Below are 12,884 nucleotides of genomic sequence, written 5' to 3'. Positions count from 1 at the left end.
AGCTACCGACCGAGCACGCCCCGGCTCGAACACCGAGCGAGCGAGGTAAAAACACAAGCTTAATGTGGTCATGAACAGTGCTTCGATGTTGTCCGCGTCGAGGCCGGCGCGATGGGCTCTGGCGAGTCAGTCGCGCAGTTCACTACGCAGCGGTTCGTGCGCGGCGAGTAATTCGTCGTCGGCGAGCACACGAGTGATGAACGTCCCTACCCCGGGCCGGCCGACGGCCAGCCCCTCGTGTTCGCGATATGCCTTGACCACCGTGTTGGGGTTGATCGCGATCTTGGCCACCACGTCCTTCACCGTCGGCAGTTGATCGCCGACCGTCAGCATGCCCACCCGCAGCGCCTGCCGGACCTGATGCACCAGCTGCATATAGGGCGCGACCCCTGAGCGGACCTCCAAGTGAAAATCGATCAACGTGTTCCCCTATCCGTCGGAGTCGCTGGTGATCAACTGGAGGGATTGCGGATCCACCGGAATCCGGCCGCGGTCGCCAGAGGGCTGAGCACCAGGAAGATCGAGAACTCGATCCACTGGAACGGCCAGTAGCGGCTCGCCGGCTGATGGGTGTGAATCGAAATGCAGGCCGAGCTTGTCCAGGCATGCGTTCTTCGCCTGCGGGCCGGCGGCAGGCTGCATGCACGCGCGCAACGTATCGCCGTCGACCGGCGTGCCGTCGGCCTTGAGGATTTCGCTCGTCCGGGAAATGGCCCAGGTGCCGGGAACCTTGTAGTCGGCGATGAAAGCGGGAGTGCTCGAGGTGTCCAGCCCCAGCGCCCGGTCCCTGGCCTCGGTGGTGAAGGCCACGGTGGCCTTCTCGGGAGGCAGGTAGTGCGCCCGGATCACGTTGGGCACCAGGAGCTGGACGGCGGCGAAGACGGCCAGGGTGAGGGCCATCGCCGGGAGCGTGCGGCGCAGGACGAGTCCGGCGACGGTGGCGAACGTGAAGGCGAAGACGGCGTATCCGATCGGGGCGAAGCCCCGGGCGTCGAAGGACAGCCGGGGTTCCGCAGAAGGGAGGCTGTACTGGTCCACGAAAAAGGGGTCTGATCTGCGGGAATGCGCGGCGGCATGGCGACGGGGCGTGTCACTAGGCGCTGACATAACTGCAGGTCAGCGGCCCTGGACCCGTCAAGTCCACTACTGGGGCGTTGCGTTGCAAGGCACCACGCTACCGGCCCGGGGTGCACCACACGGCCTGCCTTTGCGAGCATTCATTGAGGCAAGATACTTGCATATCAGGGCAATTCTCTCGTTGTCGCCAGCAAAAGTGAGGCACTGGACCGATGGCGGCAACGCGCTGACCTGCGCGTGTCCCTAGTCCTAGTGACACGCCCCCATCTAGATCAACATCGCATTCGTGCAGGTCAGCGGGGATTTTCGTGGACTAGGACGCCTCCACTTCTGCGGAACCCGGGGACAGGGGCGCCTGCGTTTGGCGGCGGCGTAGCAGTCGCCGGTGTGGATGCGGGTGGGCGGGTTCCCGGCGCCGATGCCGAGTTCGACGAGTCAGTCCGGGTCGGGTGGGCGCTGCTGCCGTCCGTGTTCCTGCTCGGCTTCCCGCTGCTGAACGGCGGCGATCTTGCTGTCGATCCGCTGCAGCCACATGGCATGCCATCGACGACGGTGACGTCGGGCCCGTGCTCGGCGACGGCGGCGTGACAGCACATCGGTCTCGAACCGCGCCAGCTCCTCCGCCGACGCGGGTGCCCAGTGCTCACGCAGGTCCCGATCTCCCGGCTTCGGCCAGGTCGAGCTTGCACGCCTCGCTCACCCGCAGGCCGACCTGGCAGCACCTTCGCCTGCTGCGGGCCGATCCCGTCCAGGGCCTCAGTCATCTTCCGGGATAGGGCGAGAAGCTGACGCCGCACGTCCTGCGGCACTTCTGCGCGTCGCAACTCTATGAGAACGGGCTGGACTTGCTAGCAATTGAGGAGGTTTTGAGACATTCCTGGATCGCCACGACGATGCGATACGTCCATGTCCAGCAGACCCGGGTCGAGGACGCCTGGGCCGCCGGGACCGAGCGGGCCGCGAAGCGGCTGGAAGGGCTGATCCGATGAGGTGGAACTTGCGGCTGACGGCCGCGAACCTGGCCGAGCACGGGTTGGTGATCTCGGCGGGGAAGATGTCCGGGCTGTGGTCCGGCCAGCCGGTCTCCCTCAAGCTCGACGACCTGGATGTCATCTGCGTCGCCGCTCGGGACCTGCTTCGGCTTCCTGTCCCTTTCGTTCTTCGGAGCCGCCTCTTTTGACCTGGCCTTCTCCTCCTCGGCCGCGGCCTTCTTCAGGGCGGTGAGGAGGTCCTGGTCCAGGTGCGTCCCGGCGGCGTCGTGGTGAGCGCGCGCGGTGGTGGAGTCGCCTGCGTCACGCCACTGCCGGAAGCGGTTGTGCACAGTGGACCAGGCGCCGAACTCCTGCGGCATCTCCCGCCACTGCCCGCCGGTCTTGAACCGCCAGATCACCCCCTCGAACTGCTGCCGCAGCCGCTCGGGATACGGGCCGTACTCGCCGATCGGCAAGTACGGCCCGATGAACTCTCATTCTTCGTCAGTCAGTTGCACTCGCGTCACGCAAGAAGATCTACCGATCCAGGCCCCGTCGCGAGGGCGATTCCCGCAAATTGATCACGACTCGATACGCGCCCTAGTGAGGAGATGCAAGGTCGGGACCGGGGCTCTCCGCCTGTGGGAGGCCGGGGCCGGAGAGCGGGTTCGGGCGGGTCCCGGGCTGGCCTGTCATTCCCGCGGTGAACAGATGGTTGCGGTCGTAACGGCTTCCCGGGGTCCGGCCTCCTCCCCAGCCGACGGTCCTGCGATAGGCGCCGAGGGCACCCGTAGCGGCCAGGTGTTCCTCCTCTCGGTGTGGGGAACCGTCTGGCGCGGGACCGGTCAGCGGAGCCACGTAAAGGGCGTCCACCGGGCAGTAGATCTCGCAGGAGAAGCAGGTCTGGCAGTCCTCCTGACGGGCGATCACAGGTATGCCGTCCGTGTCCCGCTCGAACACGTCGGTGGGGCAGACGCGGATGCACAGGTCGCAGCCGACGCAGCGGCTCCGGCTGACCACTTCGATCACGAAACTCTCCTTTCCTGCGAGGCGTCCCCCGCCGCGATACGAGCGGCCCTTGTGCCCTTGGCGGTCAGCACGGGGAGGACTGGGTCGGCCCGTACATCCAGCTGTTCCAGACCGCTGACCATCAGTCGGTGCTCGAACCGGGCCGCGGTGCCGGGGCGGTCGTCGCGTCGGTGCACGCCCCGGCTCTCTTCCCGGGCGAGTGCGGCCCGGTACATCCAGCGGGCGTGGGCGGTCATGGCGGCGGCCTCGCGGGCGCGCAGCATGGTGCGTCCGTCGGTCGCGGCGGGCTGGTCCGCAAGGCGTCCCCACAGCGTGTCGAGGGTGCGCAGGCTCGTGTGCAGCCTGTCGGCGGTGCGGAAGTAGTTGCGGTCCAGAGGCAGCACCTCTTTCTGTACGGTGGTGACCGTTTCGTCCACTTCGGCCCGGGTGGTCGGGTGGCCCCCGGGCGGAGCCGCGCGTAGCGCCGTCGTTCCGGCGGGCCGCAGGTTGTGCCGGGGTGGCAAGGCCCCTCGGTTGCGCGCGAAGCGTGCCGCCCCGCCGCCTGCCCAGGTACCGGAGGAGATGGCCCATGCGCCGTTGAGGCTCCCGCCGCCGCTGGCCGCTCCGGTGACGAGTTCGCGAGTGGCCACGTCGCCGGCCGCGTACAGGCCCGGCACGCCTGTCGCGCAGTCGGGCGTGAGCAGGCGCAGGCCTCCCGTTCCCCTGACCGTGCCTTCGAACACCAGACGGAGCGGATAGGCCTCGTCGAACGGGTCCACGCCGGCCTTGTCCAGTGGAAGGAAATAGTTCGGCTGGGCCTGACGCATCGACTGCCGGAGTGCGGTGGGCGCCCGGTCGAGTCTGGCGTGGACGGGCCGCCCGGCCGCCAGTCTACGGGCGATCAGTTCCGCGCCCTTGTGGCCTTCGGCCTCAAGCGGGCGCCCGGACGCGTCGTAGTAGCTGGCGAACTGCATCATCAGGCCCTTGGTGTGGTTCCCGAAGGCGGGCGAACGCCCGTAGACGGATGAGAACTCCATGCCCGACAGTTCGGCCCCCAGTTCCGCCGCCATCAGGTGCCCGTCCCCGGTGTCCACGTTGAGCCCGAACGCCCCGGAGAGGAACGCACACCCGCCCGTGGCCAGCACCACGGCCCCCGCACGGGCCTGCCAGCGGGTCCAGCCCTCCTGGCGGCGCAGCCCCGCCGCCCCGCTGACGGTGCCGTCTGCGTCGGTGAGCAGCTCAAGGGCGGGGTGGTGGTCGAGGATGTGCACCCCGCTGCGGTGCACCTTCCGGCGTAGCCGCCGCATGTACTCCGGCCCCTGGAGGCTGCTGCGCCGCTCGTTGCCGTGCTCGTCGCGCGGGAACGGGTAGCCCCACTCGGCCAGCCGGTTGATCTGCCGGTACGTCTCGGTCTGGACTCGTTCCATCCAGCGCCGGTCGGTCAGCCGGCCGCCGAGGGCTTCGCGGTCCGCGACGGCCCGGGCCCTCAGCGACTCGTCCTCGGGCAAGTACCACAAGTTGTTGCCGCCGGAGGCCGCGGCGCCGCTGGTCCCCAGATAGCCCTTGTCGGCGAGGACGACCCGGGCACCCGCCTCCGCAGCCGAGATGGCGGCCCAGGCTCCGGCGGGGCCGCCGCCCAGCACCATTACATCGGTGTCGAGCGACAGCCCTGTCTGCGTCGGACGGGTCACTTGGCGCCGCCCACTCGCCAGTCGTCGACGGAGAAGTCCTTCTTGATGAACTTCTGCTCGACGAGGAACTTCTTCGTGGACTCGAGCAGTGCGAGGCCGCGTTCGGGGAAGGCCGTGTCCGGCAGCTGCTCCTTGCGGATGGTCGGCCGCACCAGATCCGCCGGGAAGCCGCTCAGTGCCACTGAGTAGTCCACGTAGTCACTCCAGTGCGCCCGTGCGTCCTTGACGCCGCTGTTCTGCAACTGCTGCCATGTGGCGGCGAACTTCGGGTGGGCATCGAGGAACTTGTCGGTGGAGACGGTGGCGTTGGTGCCCGCGTAGTCGGGGTGGTCCTCGAGCAGGTGGTCGATGATCTGGTAGCCCTTGCTCTTGAACACCTCGGCGTTGGCCTGTGGCACGGCCGCCGCGGCGATGTCGCCGCGTTCCAGGGGCGCCTCGATGTCTGCGTTGTAGATGTGCACGACCTCGGCAGGCTTGACCTTGGCGTCCTGCAGGGCGCCGAGCAGATAGCGGTGGATGTAGGAGCCGGTCTGCACGCCGATCTTCTTGCCCTGCAGGTCCTCGAGGGTCTTCGGCCCGTTCTTCTTCACCACGATCGAGGCGTCGCTGTCGATGGCGGCCATGGAGATCAGGCGGGTGTCGAGGCCGCTGCCCCGGGCCACCAAGGCGGGGGTGTCGCCGTAGCTGGCCACGTCCAGGCTCCCGCCTACGAGAGCCTGGTTGAGGTCGGGCCCGTTCGGGAATGGGAACACCTCGATCTTGTCGAAGCCCTCCGCCTTGAGCCCGGGCAGCAGCTTCTTCTCGGAGTTCAGGAAGCCGATGGGACCGGTGAGCTCGGCCTTGGAGCCGATCACGCCGACGCGCAGCGTGCCCTTCTTCGGAGCGCTGTTGTCCGCGTTGGCCTTGCCTCCGCAGCCGGTGGCAGCCAGGGCGAGGGCCGCCGCGAGAGCGGTGGCGGACAGCAGCCTTCGTACCGGGGCGAGTCGGCGTGTCGGTGTGGTTCGGTTTCTGACGGACATCACTGGGTGGTGCCTTTCGGGTGTGGGGTCGGGGTGGCGGAGTCCGCGGGAGCGGTCGCCGTGAGCGTGGTTGTCGTGGGCGTGGCAGGGGTGGCCCCCGGAAGTTCGGGGCCTACGGCGAACCGGGCACCCGGGGTGCGGCCGCGGCCCCAGCCGATGCGGGCCCGGTAGCTGCCCAGGAGGTCGGAGCCGGCCAGCCGGGACTCGTCTCGCAGCGGCGCGTCCGCGGGCTGGGGATGGGTGGTGGGGGCGACGAAGAGCGCGTCCACGGGGCAGTACGCCTCGCACATGAAGCACGTCTGGCAGTCGTCCTGACGGGCGATCACCGGGATGCCGTCGGCGCCTCGGTCGAAGACGTTGGTGGGGCAGACGTGGACGCACTTGTCGCAGCCGATACAGCGCTGCGAGGACACCAGCTCGATCATGCCGCCGCCGCCTCGGCGACAGTGGTGTGCACCGGCGCCGCCGACTCGGGCACCGTCCACAGCTCGTCGAGCCCGCCCGTGATCAGGCGGCGGCGCTGACCGGGGTCGTCAAGGGCGGGGAAGTCCGCGCGCTTGTGCATGCCACGGGTCTCGGTACGGGCCAGCGCGGCTGTGTACATCCAGCGGCCGGTCGCCGCCATCGCCGCCGCCTGCCGGGCACGCACTGTGGTCTCGCCACCGCCTGCGAGACCGTGCCGCAGCTCGCGCCAGATGTCGTTCAGCGACTCGAGCGCGGTGGTGAGGCGAGCGCCCTCGCGCAGGTAGTTCTTGTCGTACGGCAGTACCTCGCGCTGCACCGCCTCCACCACCAGTCGGTGGTCGCCGGCCTGGCCGCGCGTGGTGCCGGACGGGCGTAGTCCGGCGCGGCCGAGGGGTGTCAGGGCACGGTGGTGGGTGTATTCGCCCAGGGTCCGGGCGAACGAGGAGGCACCACGTCCGGCCCAGGTGCCCGAGGACATCGCCCAGGCGGCGTTGTGGCTGCCCCCGCCGGTGAATCCGCCGCAGATGAGTTCGCGGGTGGCGGCGTCTCCCGCCGCGTACAGGCCCGGCACCTCGGTCCGGCAGTCGTCGCCGGTGATCCGGATGCCGCCCGTGCCGCGCACCGTTCCTTCGGCGAGCAGTGTCACCGGGAACATCTGGGTGAACGGGTCGATGCCGAGCCGGTCGAAGGGCAGGAAGAAGTTGGCCTGGCCAAGACGCATGGCGCGGCGGGCCGCCTCGTCGGCCTGGTCGAGCCGGCACAGCACGGTGCCCTCGGACAGAAGCGTACGGGCGATGACGGAGCGGCCCTTGGCGCTGCCCGCGCCCTCGAGCACGCTGCCGTCGGCGTGGTAGAAGGTCGCGTAGCGGTAGTACGCGGTCTTGGTGACCGAAGTGAACTTGGGCGCGATGGCGTAGGCGTTGGAGAACTCCATGCCGGACATCGCCGCCCCGGCCTCGGCCGCCATCAGATAGCCGTCTCCGGTGTTGACGTTGCAGCCAAGGGCCCGGGAGAGGAATGCGCACCCGCCCGTCGCGAGGACCACGGCGCCGGACCGCACCCGGAAGGGCCGGTCTTCCTGACGGCGGTATCCGGCAGCGCCGGCGACTGATCCGTCCTCGTCCACGAGCAGTTCCAGGACCGGGCTGTGGTCGAGAACGCGTACGCCCGCACGCTGCACCCGCAGCCGCATCCTGCGCATGTACTCCGGGCCCTGCAGGCCTCGCCGCAGCTGCCTGCCCTCGGCGTCCACGGGGAACGGGTAGCGGCTGACCTCCGCCAGCTCGTGCACGTTGTGCCAGGTCTGGTCGAGGACCCGGTCCATCCAGTGGTGGTTGGCGAGATGGCCGCCCAGCGCTTCCCTGGACGCCTTGGCCGCCGCGCGGTCCTCGGGATGCGGCGGCACATACCACACACCGGTGCCGGCCGCGGCGGTGGCGCCGGAGCTTCCGCAGTAGCCCTTGTCCGCGAGCACGACCGAGGCACCGTTCTCGGCGGCCTTGACGGCGGCCCAGGTGGCGGCAGGGCCTCCGCCGACCACGAGTACGTCCGCGGTCAGGTCCGGCTCGTACGAGAGGGGTGCGGTCTGCGGGGCCGGCGTGGCGTGCTTGGTGTTCGGGCCGGACTGGGCGGTTGAGCTCATGACGATGCCTTCCCGGAGTCGGTGTTCTGGGCGGTGGCGGTGCCGGCGTCCGGGTCCACGCCGAGGCCCAGCAGCAGCTGACGCCGAAGCTCCACGAAACGCGGATGGTCGAGGGGCCGGGGACGGGGAATGTCCACCACGAATTCCTGGGACAGGGTGCGGTCGCCGAGGAGCACGGCCCGGTCGGCCAGCAGCAGCGCCTCCTCGACATCGTGGGTCACAAGGAGCACCGAGGGACGGTGCTGCTCCCACAACCGCTCGACCAACTGCTGCGCCTTGAGCCTGGTCAGGGCGTCCAGCGCTGCGAACGGCTCATCGAGCAACAGCAGTTGGGGCGTACGTACCAATGCCCGGCCCAGCGCGACGCGTTGGGCCTCGCCTCCGGACAGTGTGCCGGGCCAGGCGTCGGCGCGGTCCGCGAGGCCGACCTCGCCGAGAGCGGCGACGGCACGCTCGCGCAGCAGACCACCGCCGAGGCCGAGGGTGACGTTCTTCCACACCCGCTCCCAGGGGAGCAGCCGGTGTTCCTGGAAGACGGTGGCGACACGCTCGGGCACGGCGATCCGGCCGTCGGGGTCGCCGTCGAGGCCGCCGACGGCGCGCAGCAGGGTGCTCTTGCCGGAGCCGCTGGGCCCGAGCAGGGCCACGAACTCACCCGGGGCGATGTCCAGATCGAGGTTCTCGAGCACGGCGCGGCCGTCGAAGCCGCGGCTGAGGCCGCGTACACGGACACCGTTGTGTGTGCCATCTGGCGCGGGGGCACGGCCGGGGGCGCCGGGCGCCGATGGCCTGTCGGCGGACACCGGTGGCGGGGGTACAGCGGCGTGTTTGGACAGCAGACGTGGCATGGGTGGCTCCTGATATGCGAGGAAAGAACGGGCCTGAAAGACAAGGGAGTTGGACAGCCGACGGGGGCGGGAGGTCAGGCGCCGGCGAAGCCCCTGCGCCAGGCCAGGGCACGCCGTTCAAGGAGCCGCACCAGAAGGTCCGACAGGACGCCGAGGAGCGCGTACGTCACCAGCACGACGAACATCACGTCGGTGCGCAGGAATTCACGGGCGTCGGACATCAGATAGCCGATGCCGGAAGTGGTCGCCGTCTGCTCGGCCACCACCAGAGTGAGCCAGCCGATGCCCAGGGCCTGGCGCAGACCGACGAGGATCTGGGGCAGCGCGCCGGGCAGGATCACCCTGCGGGTCAGCCCCCAGCGGCCCAGTCCGCACGAACGGGCCACCTCCACCAGCTTGTTGTCCACGCCCCGGATGCCGTGCAGCACGTTGATGTAGAGCGGGAAGACCGGCCCGATGAGGATCAGCATCGTCTTCGAGGTCTCGCCGATCCCGAACCAGATGATGAACACGGGCGCGAGCGCCAGATGCGGAAGCATCCGGAACGCCTGGATGGGAGCGTCGACGACGTCCTCGACCGCCTTGGTCAGACCGGCGCCGAGGCCGAGGAGGATGCCGAGCGGTATGCCGAACAGCAGCCCTTTGCCCACCCGTCCGAGGGAGACCAGCAGATGGTGCGCGTAGTCGCCGGACCGCACCAGTTCCACTCCGGCGTTCCAGACCGCCGAGGGCGAGGGCGTGGTCGAGCCCAGCCAGCCCTGGCCGGTGCCCAGCCACCACAGCAGCACGACCGCGACCAGACCGCTGACCCGGCGCAGGTACCGCAGCAGGCTGGACAGGCGTGGGAGGGCCGTGCGTGGGACGCCTGTTTTCGTGGCCTTGCCGGCTGGGGGCGATTCCGCGGGGGAGCCGACGGCCTGGCCGGTTCCGGCTGGACGTTCCGCCGTGACGGCGGGGGCAGCTGTCGAGGGCGGGGTCAGGGACATGGCTGATGAACCTTTCCGGTACGGCTCACCGGCGGTCGTGCGGCTGGCTCACGACCGGCAGGAGGGAACAGCAGGCTGAAGCCGCGCCGGGGCTCGTCGAAAGCACACAGCGGCAGCACGACGGGAGATGGAAAGGGCGCGGGGCAGGGATCCGCGGGATCAACGCAGCGTGTGACACGCACCGCGAGGCGGAACCCTGTCAGACGGGCGGATCCTCACGGACGGCAGGGCGTCGGACGAGGCCAGCGAAAACGGCGGACAGCTGCGACGCCTCCGGGAGAAACCCGCGACGGCCGTCAGGAAGAGCCGTCAGAAAGAAGGACAGGCGCAGGTGGTGATCATCATGTGATCGACCACACGGCGGCTGGTCAGCAAGGTCCGCGACATGAGCGGAGATTGACACTTGTAAGCAAGAGCGGTCAAGGGTCGACCGCATACCGAGACGAGGCGACCGAACGTAGACAACCAGCCGGGGTCCTTGGGGTCGAGGCCAGGCAGCGGCACCAACACGCCCTCGCGGCATAACTATCACGTGTCCAAGACCACGGGGAAACTTCATGGTGGGCGCTCAACCTCTTGCACGGCGTTGATCTTCCTGCGGGCGCCATGGGCGGCTTGCTGCATGACGAGGAGCAGGTACTTGTATGGCTCCGCGAGCTGCGGCTGCGTCGAGCGATGTGAATAGTCCGCATGGCCGTGCCCGCTGTGTGCCCATTCCGGCGGGAGGTAGCGGGGAGTCACGATGCTGCGACGCGAGGGGCGGATCCGGTCAGCGCTTTGAGAGGGTGGCGTACCCGTTCGGCGACCTCGGAGCCATCCACGTAACCGGACCGCACCGCGGTGCCTCACCGAAGGGAAGGGGTCCCGGACCGGTCCGCCCCTTGGTGCGTAATGCCCAGCGCCGCTCGGGACCCGCCGCCTACAATGCCGTGCCATGACCTGGCGACATTGATCCCGCAGTCGTGCCTCCCGAGGGCCGCCTCGGACGCCCTGCCCCGGCGTCCGAACTGTCCTTACGGGAAGGCCTCATGACACTTTCATCTGCACGTGTGCCCGCCACCGGGGTCCGGCGGCTGACGGCGACGTTGTACTGCTACGCGTTCCTCGACGACCTCATCCTGCTCTACCCGGTGTACGCACTGCTGTTCAGCGACACTGGTCTGCCGCTGTGGCAGATTTCCTCTCTCTTCGCCCTCTGGTCGGTCACCGGCGTACTCCTGGAAGTGCCTTCCGGCGCTTGGGCCGACGCCGTCTCCCGTCGGCTGTTGCTGTGGCTCGGCCCGCTGCTTAGCGCCGCATGCTTCGCCCTGTGGGTGCTCGTCCCGTCGTACGGGGCCTTCGCAGTCGGCTTCGTCCTCTGGGGAGCCGGCGGAGCACTCGTTTCTGGAGCGCTGGAGGCGCTCGCATACGACGAGTTGGGCTGGCTTGGCGCAGCCGATCGGTACGCTGGCGTCATGGGCCGGGTCCGCGCGGCCGGTCTGGTGGCCGTGGTGGCCGCGATGGCGCTCGCTGGCCCGGTTTTCGCCCTGGGCGGCTATCGGGCCGTCGGCGCGGGGAGCGTGGTGGCCTGCCTGCTGGCGGCGGCGACGGCGACCTGGCTACCAGAACACCGGGCTCCGTCCGCCCGGAGCGACGGTTGGGGCGCGACGCTGCGGGCAGGGCTCGCCGAGGCCCGCGCTGACCGGTCCGTGCGTGGAGCCCTGCTGCTCGTCCCTGCCGTGGGAGCCGTGTGGGGCGCGCTCGACGAGTACACCCCGTTCCTGGTGCGGGACACCGGCGTACCGGACGAAACCGTCCCCTACCTGCTCTTGACGATCTGGGCCGGGGCCACGACCGGCGGCCTGCTGGCCGGGGCGGGCGCACGTCTGGGCCGGGCCGGATTCGCCGTCTTGCTCACGGGCGCCGCGCTCGCTCTGCTCACCGGCGCCGCGCTGCGGACACCGGCCGGACTCGCTCTCGTGGCCCTCGCCTTCGGCGGATTCCAACTGGCGACCGTGCTGGCCGACGCCCGGCTCCAGGCGCGCATCGACGACGGATGCAGGGCCACCCTGACCTCGGTCGCAGGCCTTGGCACCGACGTGGCCACGGTGGCGGTGTACGGCGCGTACGCGGCGGTCACCTCGACGACCGGGCACAGCACCGCCTTCGCATGGGCCGCGCTGCCGTATCTGGTGACGGCCCTGCTGGTGGCGGTCGGCGGCCGTACTACAGCCAGATAATCGTCGAGGTCCGAGGGTATGGGCCGTGGCACCGTCCTGACCGCACACACTTCCTTGACACTTCTCGCCCGGCGTATCGGCAAGCATCATTACTCGGCCGTAGACCGTGGACCAGGAGCCGAACGCCTCCGGCACGTCACGCCACGGGCTGCCGGTGCGGAACCGCCAGATAATCCCCTCCAGTTGGTCGCGCAGGTGCTCCGGATAGGGGCCGTACTGCCCGATCGGCAGGCGAGGGCAAATCAACTCCCAGTCATTATCGCTCACGTCGCAGCACACGAGTGGTTTCGGAGCGCGTCGGCGACGGCACGGCGGCTGTCGGCCTGCCCGACCCCAAGGGGGACCCCCTGCCATGTCTACGCTGACCCGGCTCGTCATCCTGCTGCTCGTCCTGGTCGGAGGCATCCTCTTCGGTGGCCTCGCCTACTTGGCGTACCGTCACCCGACCTGGGGGCAGCCGCTGATCGTCGGACTGACCGGCGTGGGCGTGCTGGCCGCGGTGGTGGCGACCGTGGCCCGGTGACCGCCCAGGGGTTCCTCTGCGAACTGGAAGTCGGCCCGTTCGATGCCACCTTCCGGTCGGTGCCACTGTCCGCGGTCCGGGCGCCCAGGCCGTGGCGGGTAGGCCGTGCCCGCCGACATTGGTCACCGTCCGGCCTGGACGAACCCTGCTGTGCGCGACCGCGTTCGTTGGACAGCCACGGTTCACGTGGCCTGCTTGGAACCTACGACAGGCCACATGTCAAGCAGCGACTCGCCGACACTTTCCGGCGGCCCACCGCCACAGCGGGTGAGCAGACGTCAAAAGATCACCTGCAAGGGCTAATTGTCATTCAATCTCCCAACCCGCAAGCAATCTTGACGGCCACTCAGCTCTCCTTCGGAGCGGCGTAAAGGAGCTCTACCTACCCGATCAGCCCCTCCAACCGGAGATTCCGAATTGCTCGATATGACAGCA

General features: G+C 69.3%; 12 protein-coding genes and 4 pseudogenes. 4 read left to right on the top strand and 12 right to left on the bottom strand.

The window, feature by feature from the left end; all coding sequences use genetic code 11:
• Positions 1–126: 126 nt before the first annotated feature.
• From IEZ19_RS47690 to IEZ19_RS52295, 3 genes and pseudogenes are all read right to left on the bottom strand, one after another.
• Positions 127–420, bottom strand: coding sequence for a GntR family transcriptional regulator (locus IEZ19_RS47690; protein ID WP_229841669.1), 294 nt, complete (start codon positions 418–420; stop codon positions 127–129).
• Positions 421–429: 9 nt separating this feature from the next.
• Positions 430–1,038, bottom strand: a complete 609-nt coding sequence (locus IEZ19_RS47685; RefSeq protein WP_189317622.1) for an ABC-2 membrane transporter-related protein — start codon at positions 1,036–1,038, stop codon at positions 430–432.
• Between the two features lie 306 nt (positions 1,039–1,344).
• Positions 1,345–1,500 (bottom strand): annotated as a pseudogene (locus tag IEZ19_RS52295) (hypothetical protein); the annotation flags it as partial.
• A 362-nt stretch (positions 1,501–1,862) separates the two neighbouring features.
• Here IEZ19_RS52295 and IEZ19_RS52290 point away from each other — a divergent pair.
• Positions 1,863–2,066, top strand: coding sequence for a tyrosine-type recombinase/integrase (locus IEZ19_RS52290; RefSeq protein ID WP_308429100.1), 204 nt, complete (start codon positions 1,863–1,865; stop codon positions 2,064–2,066).
• A pseudogene (locus IEZ19_RS47675) lies at positions 2,063–2,197 on the top strand (helix-turn-helix domain-containing protein); the annotation flags it as partial. The gene IEZ19_RS52290 and the pseudogene IEZ19_RS47675, both read left to right, overlap by 4 nt.
• Here IEZ19_RS47675 and IEZ19_RS52285 read toward each other — a convergent pair.
• The 8 genes and pseudogenes from IEZ19_RS52285 to IEZ19_RS47635 form a co-directional block, all read right to left on the bottom strand.
• Positions 2,190–2,536 (bottom strand): annotated as a pseudogene (locus tag IEZ19_RS52285) (transposase); the annotation flags it as partial. The pseudogenes IEZ19_RS47675 and IEZ19_RS52285 sit on opposite strands and share 8 nt — an antisense overlap.
• A 112-nt stretch (positions 2,537–2,648) precedes the next feature.
• Positions 2,649–3,077: a 4Fe-4S dicluster domain-containing protein gene (locus IEZ19_RS47665; protein ID WP_189317621.1), complete on the bottom strand. Its 429-nt coding sequence runs from the start codon at positions 3,075–3,077 to the stop codon at positions 2,649–2,651.
• Positions 3,074–4,747: an FAD-dependent oxidoreductase gene (locus tag IEZ19_RS47660; RefSeq protein WP_229841668.1), complete on the bottom strand. Its 1,674-nt coding sequence runs from the start codon at positions 4,745–4,747 to the stop codon at positions 3,074–3,076. Before IEZ19_RS47660 ends, IEZ19_RS47665 begins: the two co-directional genes overlap by 4 nt.
• Entirely contained in the window at positions 4,744–5,766 is a 1,023-nt protein-coding gene (locus IEZ19_RS47655) for an ABC transporter substrate-binding protein (protein ID WP_189317620.1), read from the bottom strand. The genes IEZ19_RS47660 and IEZ19_RS47655 overlap by 4 nt, the downstream gene beginning before the upstream one ends.
• On the bottom strand, positions 5,766–6,191 hold the full coding sequence (locus IEZ19_RS47650) for a 4Fe-4S dicluster domain-containing protein (RefSeq protein WP_189317619.1): 426 nt from the start codon (positions 6,189–6,191) through the stop codon (positions 5,766–5,768). Before IEZ19_RS47650 ends, IEZ19_RS47655 begins: the two co-directional genes overlap by 1 nt.
• Positions 6,188–7,873, bottom strand: coding sequence for an FAD-dependent oxidoreductase (locus tag IEZ19_RS47645; RefSeq protein WP_189317618.1), 1,686 nt, complete (start codon positions 7,871–7,873; stop codon positions 6,188–6,190). The genes IEZ19_RS47650 and IEZ19_RS47645 overlap by 4 nt, the downstream gene beginning before the upstream one ends.
• Entirely contained in the window at positions 7,870–8,721 is an 852-nt protein-coding gene (locus IEZ19_RS47640; RefSeq protein WP_189317617.1) for an ABC transporter ATP-binding protein, read from the bottom strand. Before IEZ19_RS47640 ends, IEZ19_RS47645 begins: the two co-directional genes overlap by 4 nt.
• 74 nt (positions 8,722–8,795) lie before the next feature.
• Positions 8,796–9,707 carry an ABC transporter permease gene (locus IEZ19_RS47635; RefSeq protein ID WP_189317616.1) on the bottom strand — a complete coding sequence of 304 codons (912 nt, stop codon included), beginning with the start codon at positions 9,705–9,707 and terminating at the stop codon, positions 8,796–8,798.
• A 1,028-nt stretch (positions 9,708–10,735) separates the two neighbouring features.
• Between IEZ19_RS47635 and IEZ19_RS47630 the strand changes: the two genes are divergently transcribed.
• On the top strand, positions 10,736–11,926 hold the full coding sequence (locus IEZ19_RS47630; protein ID WP_189317615.1) for an MFS transporter: 1,191 nt from the start codon (positions 10,736–10,738) through the stop codon (positions 11,924–11,926).
• A gap of 99 nt (positions 11,927–12,025) precedes the next feature.
• Here IEZ19_RS47630 and IEZ19_RS52900 read toward each other — a convergent pair.
• Positions 12,026–12,280 (bottom strand): annotated as a pseudogene (locus IEZ19_RS52900) (transposase); the annotation flags it as partial.
• On the opposite strand from IEZ19_RS52900, the gene IEZ19_RS47620 reads away from it, so the two are divergent.
• Entirely contained in the window at positions 12,279–12,449 is a 171-nt protein-coding gene (locus IEZ19_RS47620; protein ID WP_189317614.1) for a hypothetical protein, read from the top strand. The pseudogene IEZ19_RS52900 and the gene IEZ19_RS47620 overlap by 2 nt on opposite strands.
• Positions 12,450–12,884: the final 435 nt, after the last annotated feature.

It is taken from the genome of Streptomyces brasiliensis (assembly GCF_014647875.1).
In the GTDB taxonomy this organism is placed as follows: Bacteria; Actinomycetota; Actinomycetes; order Streptomycetales; family Streptomycetaceae; genus Streptomyces; species Streptomyces brasiliensis.
This window is presented reverse-complemented; position numbering and strand designations above follow the sequence as displayed.